At 61.6% G+C, this 16,264-nt stretch carries 14 protein-coding genes and 2 tRNA genes; 11 read left to right on the top strand and 5 right to left on the bottom strand.

Going from position 1 to position 16,264, the window contains the following annotated elements; genetic code table 11:
* On the bottom strand, window positions 1-244 hold a 244-nt coding region (locus LWE61_RS19560), incomplete at its 3' end, for a transposase (protein ID WP_234152329.1).
* Window positions 245-574: 330 nt separating this feature from the next.
* Here LWE61_RS19560 and LWE61_RS19565 point away from each other — a divergent pair.
* From LWE61_RS19565 to LWE61_RS19595, 7 genes are all read left to right on the top strand, one after another.
* On the top strand, window positions 575-2,890 hold the full coding sequence (locus LWE61_RS19565; protein ID WP_234152330.1) for a TonB-dependent receptor: 2,316 nt from the start codon (window positions 575-577) through the stop codon (window positions 2,888-2,890).
* A 194-nt stretch (window positions 2,891-3,084) separates the two neighbouring features.
* On the top strand, window positions 3,085-3,609 hold the full coding sequence (locus LWE61_RS19570) for a GNAT family N-acetyltransferase (RefSeq protein ID WP_234152331.1): 525 nt from the start codon (window positions 3,085-3,087) through the stop codon (window positions 3,607-3,609).
* 58 nt (window positions 3,610-3,667) lie between these two features.
* The gene (locus tag LWE61_RS19575) at window positions 3,668-3,904 is read left to right on the top strand and encodes a hypothetical protein (protein ID WP_234152332.1); all 237 of its coding nucleotides are present in this window, start codon (window positions 3,668-3,670) and stop codon (window positions 3,902-3,904) included.
* Entirely contained in the window at window positions 3,891-4,634 is a 744-nt protein-coding gene (locus tag LWE61_RS19580; RefSeq protein ID WP_234152333.1) for an SDR family NAD(P)-dependent oxidoreductase, read from the top strand. The genes LWE61_RS19575 and LWE61_RS19580 overlap by 14 nt, the downstream gene beginning before the upstream one ends.
* Window positions 4,635-4,648: 14 nt before the next feature.
* Window positions 4,649-6,106 (top strand): AMP-binding protein, encoded by a 1,458-nt coding sequence (locus LWE61_RS19585; RefSeq protein ID WP_234152334.1) that lies wholly within the window; start codon window positions 4,649-4,651, stop codon window positions 6,104-6,106.
* Complete coding sequence (locus LWE61_RS19590; protein WP_234152335.1) at window positions 6,099-7,178, top strand: LuxE/PaaK family acyltransferase; 1,080 nt, start codon at window positions 6,099-6,101, stop codon at window positions 7,176-7,178. The genes LWE61_RS19585 and LWE61_RS19590 overlap by 8 nt, the downstream gene beginning before the upstream one ends.
* Window positions 7,179-7,250: 72 nt before the next feature.
* The gene (locus LWE61_RS19595) at window positions 7,251-8,417 is read left to right on the top strand and encodes an acyl-CoA reductase (RefSeq protein ID WP_234152336.1); all 1,167 of its coding nucleotides are present in this window, start codon (window positions 7,251-7,253) and stop codon (window positions 8,415-8,417) included.
* Window positions 8,418-8,548: 131 nt separating this feature from the next.
* Here the strand turns inward: LWE61_RS19595 and LWE61_RS19600 are convergent.
* The 3 genes from LWE61_RS19600 to recJ form a co-directional block, all read right to left on the bottom strand.
* Window positions 8,549-8,623 (bottom strand) — tRNA-Glu (locus LWE61_RS19600).
* A 30-nt stretch (window positions 8,624-8,653) separates the two neighbouring features.
* A tRNA-Glu gene (locus LWE61_RS19605) sits at window positions 8,654-8,728 on the bottom strand.
* 108 nt (window positions 8,729-8,836) lie between these two features.
* Complete coding sequence (recJ, locus tag LWE61_RS19610) at window positions 8,837-10,603, bottom strand: single-stranded-DNA-specific exonuclease RecJ (protein ID WP_234152337.1); 1,767 nt, start codon at window positions 10,601-10,603, stop codon at window positions 8,837-8,839.
* Window positions 10,604-11,107: 504 nt separating this feature from the next.
* On the opposite strand from recJ, the gene LWE61_RS19615 reads away from it, so the two are divergent.
* The 4 genes from LWE61_RS19615 (at window position 11,108) to LWE61_RS19630 (ending at window position 15,550) form a co-directional block, all read left to right on the top strand.
* Window positions 11,108-12,622 carry an ArnT family glycosyltransferase gene (locus LWE61_RS19615; RefSeq protein ID WP_234152338.1) on the top strand — a complete coding sequence of 505 codons (1,515 nt, stop codon included), beginning with the start codon at window positions 11,108-11,110 and terminating at the stop codon, window positions 12,620-12,622.
* A gap of 103 nt (window positions 12,623-12,725) precedes the next feature.
* Entirely contained in the window at window positions 12,726-13,664 is a 939-nt protein-coding gene (locus LWE61_RS19620) for an ABC transporter ATP-binding protein (RefSeq protein WP_234152339.1), read from the top strand.
* Window positions 13,661-14,431 carry an ABC transporter permease gene (locus LWE61_RS19625; protein ID WP_234152340.1) on the top strand — a complete coding sequence of 257 codons (771 nt, stop codon included), beginning with the start codon at window positions 13,661-13,663 and terminating at the stop codon, window positions 14,429-14,431. Before LWE61_RS19620 ends, LWE61_RS19625 begins: the two co-directional genes overlap by 4 nt.
* Window positions 14,432-14,536: 105 nt before the next feature.
* Window positions 14,537-15,550 carry a class 1 fructose-bisphosphatase gene (locus LWE61_RS19630; protein ID WP_234152341.1) on the top strand — a complete coding sequence of 338 codons (1,014 nt, stop codon included), beginning with the start codon at window positions 14,537-14,539 and terminating at the stop codon, window positions 15,548-15,550.
* A 93-nt stretch (window positions 15,551-15,643) separates the two neighbouring features.
* On the opposite strand, the gene LWE61_RS19635 is transcribed toward LWE61_RS19630, so the two are convergent.
* Entirely contained in the window at window positions 15,644-15,988 is a 345-nt protein-coding gene (locus LWE61_RS19635; protein ID WP_234152342.1) for a DUF2322 family protein, read from the bottom strand.
* Between the last annotated feature and the right edge of the window lie 276 nt (window positions 15,989-16,264).

A 16,264-nucleotide genomic window follows, 5' to 3' on the forward strand; every position in this document is an offset into this window, starting at 1 on the left:
AAAACCATCGGTAGACTGTGCGCCATGGCGGAAAGCTGTCGGGCAGAAGCCGCCAAGGACATCCTGCCCGCAGCAAATAGAAAATAGCCTCGAAAATCTCGCGCATCGGCCAACGCCGTCGCCGTCCACATTGGCACGGAGCGGGCAAATACGGTTCGATCAAATACCATTCCGCGTCGGTAAGATCGCTTCCATAGCGAAGCTCTGCACGGCTATGATGCGCGCGGGCGGTCGGGTTCCACATGATGGCTTCCAAGGTTGGTGTCGCAACCCCTCGGAATCATATCGAAACTCGATCGTCCACCGTTACATCAGCGTTCCGACACAGCCTCTAAGCGACCGTGTCGGAGCACCTCAGTCCCGATGCGAACGTCTATTCGAGGCCCTGCTTTATCCCCCAACAGAAAATCTATATTCCTATAGAAATTATAGAAATTAAAAGGGTCGGGCGAGCGGGGATTGCGCAAACGAACCATGGGCCAATCCGGCGTGAGGCTGTCGACAGTCTCGCCTGCGGCATCATGTCGCTTCCTGCTCCAGCGACAACCACTAATGAAGAGATGAGGTCGAACAGATGGTCGGGGGGAATATCCAATATTCGCAGAGTCGCGGGATCAAGCGTGGCCTGGTAATCGGCTTGCTTTTGGCAGGGGCAGCCCTGCCGGTTGCAGCCTTCGCTGCCGATGCGGCGACTGCCGCCGCAGATGACGCGGATGACGCAGGACGCAACGATATCGTGGTAAATGGTCATCAAGAGAAGAAAGCGACGCCGGTCACTCTTTCGGTTCAGCCGACTGCGGGCATCGCCGCCGTTTATGAACTGAATCAGAGCGATATTGCCGGCCTTGCCATCACTACGCCTAACGACCTGCTGCGCGCCATTCCCGGTGTACAGGTGGCGGATCTGGGCAATGGCGGTATTCCGAACGGCGTTACCATTCGTGGCTGGGGTCTTGTGAGCGACGGCACGTCTGTGCGCGGTGTGGTCGATGGCTTTACACGCAATTTCTCTTCCGGTCCCAACGGGAACGGCTCGGACGATCTTAACGTCCTGATCCCCGAAACCATCGGATCAGTGAACGTCATCAAGGGGCCGTTCGATACCCGCTACTCTGGTAATTTTGCCTATGCGGGCACGGCCATCTTCACCACCGCCGATACGGTTCCAAACCGGGCCTCGGTCAGCTATGGCTCGTTCGATCGCAAACGGTTGCTCGTGACCCTTGGCAATGGGCAGGACGCGAATCAGGACACCAAATATTATGCCGCGCTGGAAGGGCTGTCCGAACGCGGCCGCCGTGATAACAATACGCAGGACAAAATCAGCTTTCTTGCCAAACTGACCAAGGAAATCTCGCCTAAAGACGTGTTGAAAGTCACAGGGCAGCTCTACACCAACGTCTTTGGTCAGCCCGGCTATATCCGCAGCGATCTGGTCGAGAGAGGCTTTATCAGCGAGAACAGCGCGACGTCCAACGATGCCAAGGGATATCGTCGGTCGGGCACGGTCACCGCTGAATGGCAGCATCGGGATGATGTGTTCAACTTCGACGCCAATGGCTGGGTAGAACGAGTGAGCCAGTATCGTTCGATCAACCGGCAGGACCTCGCCGTGTCAGAGATTTTCCCGACCAATGCGTTTCGCGACAAACGCTGGTCTGTCGGTCTCGGCTTCAACCCGTGGGTTAATTTCAAGGTCGCCGGGATCGATGCGATCTTGCGGGCTGGCGTGGAACTGCGCGGGGACTTCATCGATACCAAGCGTTATCCGGTCTTTCATAATCAGGCGGTGGCGCAGCCAACGATCCTCAACGCCTGGACCGGTTTCTTCAACTATTCCAACGGCAAGATCTGGAATCCGGATGTCTATGCCGAACTGTCTCTGAAGCCGGCGGACTGGATCAAGGTCACGGCTGGTGTGCGTAACGACTGGTTCCATTATGACGCGACCACGACTTATTATCCCAGCACAGCCACTGGACTGGTTTCCCCGTTCAGCCAGACCCAGCCGGTCGGCGTTGCCGTGCCACTCAGGACCGTCGATTACAGTCGCGGGACCAGTACGCCGACCCTGCATGGCGGTATCGCCATCTCGCCCGGTGCGGGCTTCACCCTTTTGGCCAACTTCGGCGAGGGTATCACCTCGCAGAGCATCAACATTGCGGGTTTCTATACCAGTGCGTTGTCGGCTTTGCCGACGCTCAAGCCAACCAAACTGAATACCAAAGAGATTGTCCTCAAATATGATAATGAGGAACTGGGAATCAATTTGCAGGGCGGTGTCTACCATACGCTGAATCAGGGCGAGTTGGCCGCCGATCCTCTGGGTTCCGGTAATCAGGTCAATCTTGGAAAATCGATCCGTAAGGGTATCGATATTGACGGGCGAGTGCGTCTCTATGATCGCGACGGCACCAGCGTTCGTATCGGGGCAAACTATAATTATCTCGATGCGCGGCTGACTGGTGGCACCAACAGCGGTTCTGGCTATATCACGGGTACGCCGCCCTGGACCGCAGGATGGAATCTCGACGCCGCAACGCCGGTGGGTGCGGAGGGGGAAAAACTGCGCCTCAGTGTCCAGCATAATTTTGTGGCTGGCACCTATTTGAGTTCCGGGAATGTGACGTTGTGGGACGGCACTACGGGTATATTGAAAAATGGCGATTATAACCGCCTCGCCGCCAAGCTGACCTATGAGAAGCCGGAGTCGCATAACCTGCGTGTTTGGGTCTCCAGCATATTCTATAACGGCGACCGTTTCGCCGAAATGGCGACGACGCAGGTCGGCTTTTTCACCAACGATTACACGGTTAGAACCCGTACCTACCGTGTAGGCAACTCGCAGGCACCATTCCGTGCCGAGATCGGAGCGTCCATCGACTTCTGATCCAATTCCTCTATCCCGGCGTGATCCTGCCCTGTGCAGGGCGCGTCGGCATAGAGCGCCCGCTTTCATCCTTGACGGCCATGCCTATTATGTTAGCCCCTGGTGAGTGAAGTGGTACACTTAGAGGGCTGTTCGGTGTGAACCCCGCCTCGGGGTCTGGCTCATAATAGACTGCTAGTCTGGGGGAGTGGAGGGTGCAGGCCGACCAGTGTAGCGGTTCGTCTATCGCTTTTCGGACCCCAGCTACCCTAGATTTTGCGCTCCTTGCGGACATTCGCCGCGACCGGCGCATGCAATCGATGTTGATGGCTATACCTGATCGGACGGATGATGCTGCCATCGCGGAATGGATAGATCGTCGGATCCAGGAGCCTCATGGGCTGTTCCGCGTTATCGTTGCTGGCGAACGGCAGGAAGCGGTGGGCTTCCTCCAGATCAGCCAAGTCCATCTCCGGAATCGTTATGGATATGGTGCGTTGGCCGTTTCAGATGGTTGCACTCTTCCTGGCGTGGCCCTGCTGGCCATGCGGGAATTGATACGGTTTGCACGGTTTGAACTTGGATTGACCAAATTGCTGGCGGAGATACGCGCCGACAATGATCTGGCCATCCGTATGAACGTCCTGCTGGGATATCAAATCATTGGCACATTGCGGAAGCATTTCGTGGATCATGATGGGGCGCGGCACGATGTCGTACTTCTGGAAAAAATCTTCTGATCCGGACATTGTGCGATATAGGCTGCCAACTCCGACGATATTGGGATAGGCGCTTTAGATGACCCTCGAACATAAGGTATTTGGTGCGTTTCAGGAGACATTTGATCTCCCGGATGCCTTTGATCGCACATTGCTGGTGTACCGCGAGTTTCCCGAATGGACCTCCATCGGGCATATGACCTTGGTTGCCGCGCTCGAAACGCATTTCGATACGATGCTGGAAGCGAATGATATATTGGCCATGAGCAGCTTCGATAAAGCGGTCGAGATCATGTCCAGATATGATGATAATTGACCTGTCCGGACGGATCGCTCTGGTCACGGGCGGTTCGCGGGGCATAGGCTTCGCGATAGCGCGGCGGCTTCTTGCCGCTGGTGCGACGGTCGTCCTAAATTCCCGACATATCGACGATAGTGCCGTGGCAGAGCTTCGTGCGACGGCACCGGAACAAGTGCATCTGGAGCTAGGCGATATAGCTCAGCCCGAAAGTGCCCGCCAACTCGTGCGGAACGTCTTTTCTCGCTACAAGCGGCTCGATATCCTCGTCAATAATGCAGGGATCATGCGGCCAGCGATGATTGGCATGATCTCGGATGAAGATGTACAGGCGACTTTCGACATCAATCTGACAAGCCCGATCCAGTTGATTCAGGCGGCTGCGCGTCTGATGGCCAGAACGGGGGGAAGTATCGTCAACGTCGCGTCCGTTGTGGGCTTGGAGGGTGCGCCCGGCCAGTTGGCCTATGCTGCTTCGAAGGCGGGTGTGGTTGGCGTGACCCGTGCGGCCGCCAAGGAACTCGCTCCTAAAGGAGTCCGGGTTAATGCAGTGGCGCCGGGCTACATCGAAACCGACATGACGCAGCATCTTGGGGATGCTGTAAGGGACCAATCTCTCCAGAGCATTGGGCTGGGCCGGGCCGGTTCACCAGATGAAGTGGCCGATGCCGTGCTGTTCCTCTGTTCGGATATGGCGCGCTACATCACCGGGCAGATTCTCCGGGTCGATGGCGGCATGGTTATCTGAGGGCGCGGGTTGCGATGATTGATCCGACATTCGCGGGCTTGCTGAACCGCCCTGCCGGTTTCACGGATCGACCGCTGCTGTGGGATGATATCACGCAGGCATGGACGTCGGAGTGCGAGATTGCCGACCTTTCCCTAAAGCTTGCCAGTCGACTGGAGCATGGAGAGAAGCGTCTTGCTTTCATCCTTGCGACCAACAGTAAGGCGACGCTGGTAGGCTTTTTGGCGCTGGTCGCGGCGGGGCATGCGGTCGCCCTCATTGATCCTGGCCTGCCAGAAGATAGGCTGGCCCATCTGCTGGCCTGCTATCAACCTGATATTCTGCTCGGTTCCGCACCTCTGTCCAGCCTCGCATCGACTATCGCGGGGAACTGGGTATGCAGTGATCCGACCGTCGACGTGCCCGCGACGGCAATACGGCAGGGTGGGAATGAGCCTGCGCGTCTTCATCCCGATCTTGGCCTGCTCCTGCTGACGTCTGGTACCACCGGAGGCGCGAAGTTCGTTCGTCTGTCGTGGAAAGCACTGGTCACTAACGCTCGCCAGATTGCCCATAGTCTTGCCATCACGTCGGAGAGCGTGGGTGTCGGGCATCTACCGTTCCATTATTCCTACGGTCTGTCGGTGGTGACGTCCCATCTGATCGCGGGCGCACGAGTTGCGCTTATGATAGATTCCCTGACGTCCGAGAGCTTCTGGGCCAAGGTGAAGGCAAGCGAGGGCACGCATTTCGCAGGTGTGCCGTTCCACTATACTGTTCTGGCGCGCCTTGGCTTCGATATGGTGCCATCGACGGTGAATATGTTCACCCAGGCCGGGGGTGGGCTTGATGCACGTATCCAGGCCATGGTGCTGGCGAAGGTCGAGGCAAGCCAGTCCCGTTTCTGTGTGATGTACGGACAGACAGAGGCGGCGCCCAGAATTGCATGCCTGCCAAGCGAATTGCTGCTCGACAAGCGAGGCTCTGTCGGTGTGGCGATGCCAGCGAGCGCCATCAGCATTTGCGGGCAAGATGGAGCAGCCTTGCCTGTTGGGCAGACCGGTCATGTCGTCTATGAGGGGCCGAACGTCATGCTGGGCTATGCGGATAGCCGGACTGACCTCGCGTTGGGTGATCTGATGAAGGGCAGGCTGGAAACTGGCGATCTCGGCTGGATGGACGAAGATGGTTTCCTTTATCTTTCCGGGCGTGTGGCCCGCTTTGCCAAGATTGCAGGCCTGCGCCTCAGCCTTGACGACATCGAAACGCAATTGTCGTTGCTCGGCTCCATCGCGTGCGTCGATCTGGGGGAGCAGATCGCGGTTGTGTTCGAAGGCGAAATTCCAGAAGATGCGAAGGCTCAGGCCAAGACATTGGCGCTCGCCAGCAAAATTCCACCAACCAGTTTTTTGGTGCGTAGGCTGGCGGAGTTGCCGCGCAAATCCAACGGCAAGATCGACTATGCTCTCGTGAAGGCAGCGCTCGATGTTTGATCGGCTTCTGGACAGCCAACCCTATTCCTTGAGGCAGGTCGAGAAGGACGCCTTGCTTCTTCCCGCTTTGAAAGATCTCACCCGGTTTCATTATGAACGCTGCCAGCCTTATGCTCAGATCGTGGATGCTGCCTGGGGAGGCGTGCAGGATTGGCAAGGCCTGTCGGATGTTCCTTTCCTGCCGGTCCAGATTTTCAAGGAACATGCGCTGACGTCCACGACTGCGCCGTCCATGATATTACAATCCAGCGGGACCACCGGGCAGACGCCCAGCCAGATTTTCGTAGATTCAGAGACCGCTGAGCGCCAGTCACGCGCCCTTGTCTCGACCTTGCGGCCGATACTGGGAGACAGCCGGTTGCCGTTCCTGGCTATCGACACCAAGGACGTCATCAAGCCCAATAATCTGACCGCACGAGGCGCTGGTGTCCTGGGCATGATGAAGTTCGGGGCCAGGGCAACCTTTGCCCTAACGTCCGATCTCGAAATGGACGAGGCCACGGTGCGCCGCTTTGTTGAGAGCAACCGTGGGCGACCCTTTCTGCTCTTCGGCTTCACGTTCCTCGTCTGGACAAAGCTCTTTGGGCAATTCGCTAACGGTGAACTCGACCTTTCGGATGCGATCCTCATTCATTCGGGGGGATGGAAGAAGCTGGAAGACCAGAAGGTATCCAGTGCGGTGTTCCGTGCGTCGCTTCGGCAACGCTTCAACCTGACGAAAATCTTCAATTTCTACGGTTTCGTGGAGCAGATCGGCTCGATGTTCGTCGAAGGGCCGGGTGGCTTCCTCTACCCACCGAATTTCACCGATGTTATCGTCCGGCGGCCCGGCAGTTGGGAAGTGGCTGAAGACGGCGAGGAGGGGGTGCTCCAGATATTGTCGTTGCTGCCCAAATCCTATCCCGGCCATAATGTCCTGACCGAGGACCGGGGAACAATTGTCACCACCGATGGGGGACTGGGCAATCGACTTGGCAAGGCCATTTCTATCGCAGGACGTGTCGCAAAGGCGGAGTTGCGGGGCTGCAGCGACGTTATTGCGGCTGAAACCGTCCCCCAAGCGACCCGCTGAGCGAAAGATGGTGCGAACATGAATTCCATGTTGTTCGAGGCGGAAGGTCGTCGGAGCGATATCTCCGCACATGTGCTGCGCGCCCGCATAGACGCCTCGCGGCTAAGCTTGCCCGCGCCGTTCGACCCGGACCGGGTGAGTCTGGTGGCGTCGATCGCGGATGTCATCGTCCGGTGGAAAGGGGATGTTGCGCCGGGGATCAAATACCTCGGTTTCTGGACGCGCCGGGCCGCCCTTCGGCATTTGGAGCGCAACTTTCTGGAGCGGTGCCCTGCTGACACTCTGTCGCGGCCGCGCGGGATGGTGTTCCATCTGCCCCCGAAGAATGTCGAGACCATCTTCCTCTATTCATGGATATTGTCCTATCTGGCCGGCAACGCGAACATCGTGCGGATGCCGCAGGCGGTTGGCGGCGATGTGATGCGGGTTCTGGACCGGGTCATTGCGGCGCTGGACGCGGCCCATGATCCGTCCCAGATGTTCGTTCATTATCCGGCCGATAACGACCTCAGCGAGATGATATCCGCCCATAGCGATGCGCGGGTGGTGTGGGGTGGCGATGCTAAGATCGCGACATTTGAACGTATGCCTCTGCGCAATGGTGGCAAGTCTATTTGGTTCGGTGATCGATCGTCGCTGTGCGTGCTCGATGGTGCCGTCGTCGCCGCCCTCGATGGCGCGGGACTGGCCGATCTAGCCCAGCGTTTCGCCAATGACATTTTCCTGTTCGACCAAATGGCCTGTTCTTCCCCGCATGCCCTGTATGTCGTGGGCCGCGCGCCGGAGCATCTTGCCGCGATCAAGGCGTTGCTGGACCTGATCAGTCAGGAGGCGGCAGGGAAGGGGAGCGCCGTCGCGGCGGGGCATCAGATCGCCAAGATGACCGCAGGCTTCTCTGCGGCTGCATCCGGGCAGGCTACGGAAGTGCTGTGGCGTGCCCCCCAATTGACTTCCATCATCTCAGAGACCGCGGCGCGTGCGGATCGCAGCGTCGGAGGTGGCTTCCTGAGCGTCGTGTTCCTGAACGAGCTAGCCGGCCTGAACGACCTGTTGCGGGACAAGGACCAGACGATCACCCATTTTGGTTTCGCGACATCGGACATCCGCCGGGCCGCGGAACGGCACCTTGGTCCCGGTGTGGCACGCTGGACGCCCGTTGGCTTGGCGCTGGAGTTCGACTCTATCTGGGACGGCTACGACATCCTCATGGAGACGACTCGACTGTGCCGGGTGGGCTGATCGGCCTGTATCGCAAGTTCTTCGGGTTCGACCATGATGCACGCTGGCGAGGGGCAACGGCCGGATCGTCGTCGGGAAAGAATTGCCACTAGGCGCTCCCGCCTGCTGTGGGACGATTGCCTGTGTGACGATGGTGACCCCTACGAGAATCGAACTCGTGTTTCAGCCGTGAGAGGGCCGCGTCCTAACCGCTAGACGAAGGGGCCAAATACCGTGCCCGGCATAGTGACAGTCGATGGTGACCCCAACGGGAATCGAACCCGTGTTTCAGCCGTGAAAGGGCCGCGTCCTAACCGCTAGACGATGGGGCCGTTCGACAGCCGCCATCCCGTAGGGTGCAGCGCTTGGGCGAGGGGCGCTTTACGAAGAAGGTGCCGGGGGGTCAACCCTCGTTTGTAAGCAATATGCTTATTTTGCTATCAGGCCCATGCTGCATCGTCGATATGGAGTTCCGCGCTGGTCCGTCCACTCCAGTCGTCGATCTTTGCCCGGCCCGTCAGCCAGAGCCGCCGGTCGCGCCCGCAGCCCAGCAATGCCTGGCCCAACGGCTGGTCCGCCTGGCGAAAGGCGACGGACTTGATCGACTTGCCGTCGTCACCGGAAAAGATCGCGCGGACATGGCCGTTGCCGACGACGTCCGCCTTGATGATGCGGGCAGGCCCGGTGGCGATGCGCGGGGCGGGCCAGCCATTGCCATAGGGACCGGCGCCGTCCAGCGCCTCCACCAGCGCGGGCGTCACGCCGCCGGGGGCGACCATGGTGTCGATGAGGAGGGCGCGATCCTCGCGCGCCTTTGCCACTTTGTCGGTCAGGCGCTGGTTGAGATAGGTGGTGAATTTTTCAACATGACCAACCAAAACGGTGAGTCCGGCCGCCATGGCGTGGCCGCCGCCCGCAAGGAGCAGGCCCTCGTCCCGTGCCGCCAGGACGGCGGCGCCCAGATCGACGCCGGTTATCGACCGGCCCGATCCCTTTCCCTTGCCATCATCGTCCAGGGCGATGACTATCGCGGGACGGCCGGTGCGCTCCTTGAGCCGGCCCGCCACGATGCCGATGACGCCGGGGTGCCAGCCCGTGCCGGACGCCACGACCACCGCGGCATCCTCCTGCGCGGCCAGTTGCGCCTCCGCCTCCTCCTGCACCGCCCCTTCGATGGCGCGGCGCTCCACATTGAGGGCGTCGAGCCGGGCGGCGATCTCCTCCACCTCCAGCGGGTCCATGCTGGTGAGCAGCCGCACGCCCAGGTCCGCTTCGCCCACGCGCCCGCCCGCGTTGATCCGCGGCCCCAGCGCAAAGCCGAGGTCGTGGCACAGGGGCGCGCGCTTCAGCCCGCTGACCCGCAGCAGGGCGGAGAGGCCGATATTCTGCCCGCGCGCCATCACCTTCAGCCCCTGCGCCACGAAGGCACGGTTGAGGCCGCGAATCTGCGCCACGTCCGCCACCGTGCCCAGCGCGACGATGTCGAGCAGGTCGAGGATATTGGGTTCCTTCCTCTGCGCGAACCAGCCCTGACCGCGCAGCCGCCGGATGATCGCCGCGCCCAGCAGGAAGGCGACGCCCACGGCGGCGAGATGGCCATGCTCCGCCGCCTCCGCCACCTCGTCCAGCCGGTTGGGGTTCACGAGCGCGAGGGCGGGGGGCAGGGCGGTGGCGCACTGGTGATGATCCACCACGATCACGTCCAGCCCGCCGACCTGCGCCGCCTCCAGCGCCTCGAACGCCTGCGCCCCGCAGTCGACGGTGACGACGAGCGTGCTGCCCTCCGCCCGCAGGCGCAGCAACGCGTCGCCGGACGGGCCATAGCCCTCCAGCAGCCGGTCGGGGATATAATAGCCCGCATCCAGCCCCAGATCGCGCAGCAGGCGGATGAGCAGCGCCGCGCTGGTCGCGCCATCCACGTCATAATCGCCGAAGATGGTGACTTTCTCGCCCGCGACGACGGCATGGGCGATGCGGTCGGCGGCGGTGTCCATGTCGCGGAACAGCGAGGGGTTGGGCATGAAATCGCGGATGGTGGGCCGCCGCTGCCGCTCCACGTCATGGTCCGGGCAGCCGCGCGCGCGCAGCAGGTCGGCGACGAGCGCGTCGGCATTGCCCGACAACGCACCCCCCGCGCCGCGCCAGCGCCAGCTTTGTCCGGTGAAACTGTGGGTGATGCCAAGGGCTGCTTGCGCGATGAGGGTCATGGCGGGGGTATAGGCGGGGGAGAGGGGGGAGCCAAGGGCGGGGTTTGAGGGGGCGGCGGGAAGGGGGATCAGCCTTGCGGCAGGGTTTCTGTCATACCGAACCTGATCCGGGGTGACGATGAGGTTTACGTCGCTCTCCTTATGTCAGGTATCGCGGACATCCACGGCCAACGGACCGGAAAACGGGGTGCGGGAGGGTGATGATGTTTTCGCCCTCTGGGAAAGGCAGGGCCTTGCCGTTAATTGTGCGCTGCCGCATTTGCGGGCCGTGAGGACGAATCATCCCGCGCCGTTCCCGTCATTTTCCGGTTGAAGATGCCGGGACATGTCGGGGGCTGACGATTTGCACGGGGTCGATCAGGGGGGGGCAGGCCGGGAGTTCAGGCCGGGGTTCAGGCCGGGGTTCAGGCCCGTATCTGGGGAATGATGGTGCAGACAGGTGTGATGGTGCGACGCGCCGGATTCGTGCGGAAATGGCTCGGCCCGACGAGCGGGAGCGGGCGCATGTCCGGTCCCCGGCTCCCCGTTCTGGATGCCGCGATCATCCTGATCGGCATCGCGCTCCAGCGATTGCCGTTCCTGGGCAACCCCCACCTCAATATCGACGAGCAATTCTACCTGCTCACCGGCACCCGGATGCTGCATGGCGCGCTGCCCTATATCGACATCTGGGACCGCAAGCCGATCGGCCTGTTCCTGATCTATGCCTTTGCCGGCCTGTTCGAGGACGGCATATGGGCCTATCAGTTGCTGGCGCTGGCCGCGCTGGGCGCGACCGGGCTGTTGCTGTACCGGATGGCCCGCCGTTATGCCGACCGGCCCAGCGCGATCGTGGCCGCGCTCTGCTATCCGGCGATCCTGCACATGATGCAGGGCGCGGGCGGCCAGTCGCCCATCTTCTACAACCTGACGATGACGCTGGCGGCCCTGCTGGTCATGCAGGTGATGACGGGGGAATGGGCCGGATCACGCAAGGGGCTGGTGTGGCGCGGCGTGTGGGTGATGCTGCTGGTCGGCGTGTCGATGCAGGTCAAATATAACGCCCTGTTCGAAGGCATATTCTTTGGCTGCGCCCTGTTATGGGCCAGTTGGCGCAGGGCGGGGCTGGCCTTTACCGTGCGGGCGGGCCTGCTGTGGATCGCCGTCGCGCTGCTGCCCACGGCGCTGGCTTGGCTCTTCTATGCGGTGCAGGGGGCGAGCGACGAATTTCTCTTCGCGAATTTCCTGTCCATCTTCCTGCGCCATCCCTTTGCCGACAGCGGCGCCGAAGGGCGGTTGATACGGTCGTTGAAAATGATCGGCCTGCCCATCGGCATCGGGTTGCTCAGCCATTATCTGGGCCGTCGGAAAGGCGCGATGCCATGGGGCGGCGAGTTGCGGTTCATTGGCGCATGGACCATCGCGGGCTTTGTCGCCTACCTCGCCTTTCCGCCCTATTTCATGCATTATGCCATGCCGCTGGTGGTGCCCGCGCTGCTGATCTTCGCCTCCGCCGGGCGGGTGTGGCTGCTGCTGCGGATCGCGCTGGTCGGCTATGCGGTGGTTGTCGGCATCGAGGATGGACAGGAGGAGGCGACCTTCCAGACCACGGACAGCAGCTATGCGCGGATCGATACGGCGCTGCGGGACAGCCGAAACTGCCCCTTCATCTATAGCGGGCCGAGCATGTATTATCAGACGGGCGGGCATTGCCTGCCGACGCGATACCCGTTTCCCTATCATATCAACATGATCCGCGAGCGCGGCGCCATCGGCATCGATTCGGATGCCGAACTGGCCCGGATATTGTCGCGGCGACCGGACTTCATCCTGATGCACTGGCCGCCGTTCGACGACATGCATCCCAACAGCCAGCATCTGCTGCTGACCAGCCTGAAGCGGGATTATCGCAAGGTGTTTTCCGGCGTCGATCCGCATTATGCAATGGAGCTGTACCGCCTGAAGCCGGGTGTTCAGCCGTTGCCGAACATCGTGGTGCCCGCCGTGCCGGGGCGGGTCGGGCGGGAACCGTTGCACTGAAGGTGTCGCGGGACGGGGATCGAACCGTTTTCAAACGAAACGAAGTTGCAATGCGGCCTTGCGTCTCTATTTATGCGGCCCAGCGACCAAGGAGACGACTCCCGTGACCAACATCCTGTCGGTGCAGGGCCTGCACAAGACCTACAAGTCCGGCGTTGTCGCGCTGCATCCCACCGATCTGGACGTGCGCAAGGGGGAGATTTTCGCGCTGTTGGGGCCGAATGGCGCGGGCAAGACGACGTTGATCTCGCTGATCTGCGGCCTCGTCATGCCCAGCGGCGGCCATGTGGCGGTCGGCGGGCAGGACCATGTGAAGCGGTTCCGCGATGCGCGTCGCCTGATCGGGCTGGTGCCGCAGGAAATGAACGTCGACATCTTCACCACGCCGATGCGCGCGGTGCGGCTGACGCGGGGGCTGTTCGGCAAGAAGCCGGACGACGCCTATCTGGAGCAACTGCTGCGTGACCTGTCGTTGTGGGACAAGCGGGACGCCCGATTGATCGAACTGTCGGGCGGCATGAAGCGCCGGGTGCTGATCGCCAAGGCGCTGAGCCATGAGCCGGAGGTGCTGTTCCTGGACGAACCCACGGCGGGCGTGGACGTGGAGCTGCGCCGCGACATGTGGAAGCTGGTCCACCGCCTGCGGGAACGGGGCGTGACCATCATCCTGACCACCCATTATATCGAGGAAGCGGAGGAGATGGCCGACCGTGTGGGCGTCATCAACAAGGGCCGCCTGCTGCTGGTCGACGACAAGGATGCGCTGATGGCGCGGATGGGCAAGCGGCAGTTGATCGTGACGCTGCAAAGCCCGCTGGCCGCGCTGCCCGCGTCGCTGGACCGTCCGGGGCTGGCGCTGGGCGGGGAGGGGACGACGCTGACCTACAGCTTCGACAGTCACGCCGGGGATACGGGCATCGCCGACCTGATGCGCGCCTTGCAGGCGGAAGGGATCGCGTTCAGCGACCTGGACGCGCGGCGCAGTTCGCTGGAGGATATTTTCGTGGACCTTGTGGCCGAAGACAGGAGCCGCGCGGCATGACCGGTTATAACCTGCGCGGCATGTGGACGCTGTACCGGCACGAGATGGCGCGGGCGATCCGCACGTCCGGGCAGAGCATCGTGGCGCCGGTGCTGACCACCGCCCTCTATTTCGTGGTGTTCGGAACCGCCATCGGATCGCGCATGGCGACGGTGGGCACGGTCGATTATGGCGCGTTCATCGTGCCCGGTCTCATCATGATGTCCGTCCTGACGCAGAGCATCTCCAATGCGTCGCTGGCCATTTATTTTCCGAAGTTTACGGGCACCGTTTACGAAATACTCTCCGCCCCGCTGGGCTATGGCGAGGCGCTGGTCGCCTATGTCGGGGCGGCGGCGACCAAGTCGGTGATTATCGGGCTTATCATCCTCGCGACCGCCTTTTTCTTCGTCGACCTGCATATCGTCCATCCGGTCGCGATGCTGGGCTTTCTGGTGCTGACGGCGGTGACGTTCAGCCTGATGGGCTTCATCATCGGCGTGTGGGCGGGCAATTTCGAGCAACTGGGCTTCGTGCCCATGCTGGTGGTGACGCCGCTGACCTTCCTCGGCGGGGCCTTCTATGCGGTGGACATGCTGCCGGAGCCGTGGCGGACGGTGACCTTGTTCAACCCGGTGGTCTACCTCATCAGCGGCTTTCGCTGGGCCTTTTTCGGGCAGGGCGACGTGCCGGTGCTGCTGAGCCTGGGCATGACCGGCCTGTTCATGGTGGCGGCGATCGCGGCGATCGCATGGATATTCCGCACCGGTTATCGTATCAAACCCTGACGAAAATCGGACCGGCGGGCAAATAAGCGTTCGATGACCTCTTGCGCGGTGGAGTAACCCGCCCCTAACGGTGGCGGCATATCCAAGATTCCGCACGAGGTATTTATGAAGCGCACCACGCTCACCCGTTTCCTGATCGAACAGCAGCGTCATGAGAATGCGCTGCCCGCCGAGCTGCGCCTGCTGATCGAGACGGTGGCCCGCGCCTGCAAGACGGTCAGCCATAGCGTTGGCAAGGGCGCGCTGGGCGAGGTGCTGGGCAGCCTCGACAGCGAGAATGTGCAGGGCGAGGTGCAGAAGAAGCTGGACGTGATCGCCAATGAGGTGATTCTGGAGGCCAATGAATGGGGTGGCCATCTGGCGGCCATGGCGTCCGAGGAGATGGACACCCTCTATCCCACGCCCAACCGCTATCCCAAGGGCGAATATCTGATGCTGTTCGACCCCATCGACGGGTCGAGCAACATCGACGTCGACCTGTCGGTCGGCACCATCTTCTCCGTCCTGAAGGCGTCGGACGAGGTGGCGGGCCGCGACGTGACGGAGGAGGATTTCCTTCAGGATGGGCGCAAACAGGTGGCGGCGGGCTATGCCATCTATGGCCCGCAGACGATCCTGGTGCTGTCGGTCGGCACGGGCGTTTATGAGTTCACGCTGGACCGGGAAGTCGGTGCATGGCTGCTGACCGACGCGGACATGAAGATGCCGCAGGGCAAGCGCGAATTCGCGATCAACATGTCCAACCGTCGCCAATGGTCGCCCGGTATCACCCGCTATATCGACGAGCGGGTCGCGGGCGCGGCAGGCCCGGCGGGTGAGGACTGGAACATGCGCTGGACCGCCTCCATGGTCGCGGACGTGCACCGCATCCTGAAGCGGGGCGGGGTGTTCCTCTACCCCTATGACGACCGCACCCCCGGCAATGGCAAGGCCAAGCTGCGCCTGATGTATGAGGCGAACCCGATGAGCTATCTGATCGAGCAGGCGGGCGGCGCGGCGACCGATGGCTTCATCCCGATCCAGGACGTGGCGCCGACCGCTCTGCACCAGCGCGTCGGCGTGGTGCTGGGTGACAAGGCGGAAGTGGCGCGGATTACGGAATATGGGAAGGCGAACTGAGGCGAACTGAGGCGGGCGCGCTGCCCGCCGGATGACAAGAAAAACGCCGCCCGGTCGATCCGCGCGGCGTTTTTCTTTGGGTGGAGAGGCGGTTTAGTTGCTGGCCGTGATGACCTCGATCGTCAGGGCGGGGCCACCGGCGGCGATGGCGAGCAGATGGTCGACATTGGGATGCGCGCCGGGACGGTTGCGGGCGTCGGCGACATGCTCGGCGAAGAGGAGCAGGCCATGCTCGGCCGCCTGCGCATCCAGCGCGCCAAAAGCCTGTGCGAGATAGTGATAGACGGCCAGCGAACCCTGCTTGCCCGGCTGGTTCTCGATGCTGGCGACCACGGCGCCCGCCGCGTCGCGCAGGTCGATACGCTGCACGCCGTCGATGGGCGGCAATTGCTGGAGATTGTCCTTGAACGTCGCACCGGGTTGAATCGTCGCCAGCATAATATCCCTTCCTGAGCGTCTTGCGCGCGGGCCTGTATCAGCTTCGCCGGGGCTTCGCCATGGGTGAGGGGGCGATGGTGGGAGGGGTGTTGGTGCCTTTCTCGCCTTCCGTGGTTGGGAGGGGAGCGGCAACCCTGTAAAGGCGTCAAACCCCGTCGTCCCAGACGTGATCCGGGGGCGCGATTCTGCGACGGACGGCGACATCACGAGAAAAGCGTCATCCCGGATCAGGTCCGGGATGACGGTGGCGATTGGCTATACCCGATTCATTCTCGC

This window comes from Sphingobium sufflavum (assembly GCF_021403115.1).
In the GTDB taxonomy this organism is placed as follows: Bacteria; Pseudomonadota; Alphaproteobacteria; order Sphingomonadales; family Sphingomonadaceae; genus Sphingobium; species Sphingobium sufflavum.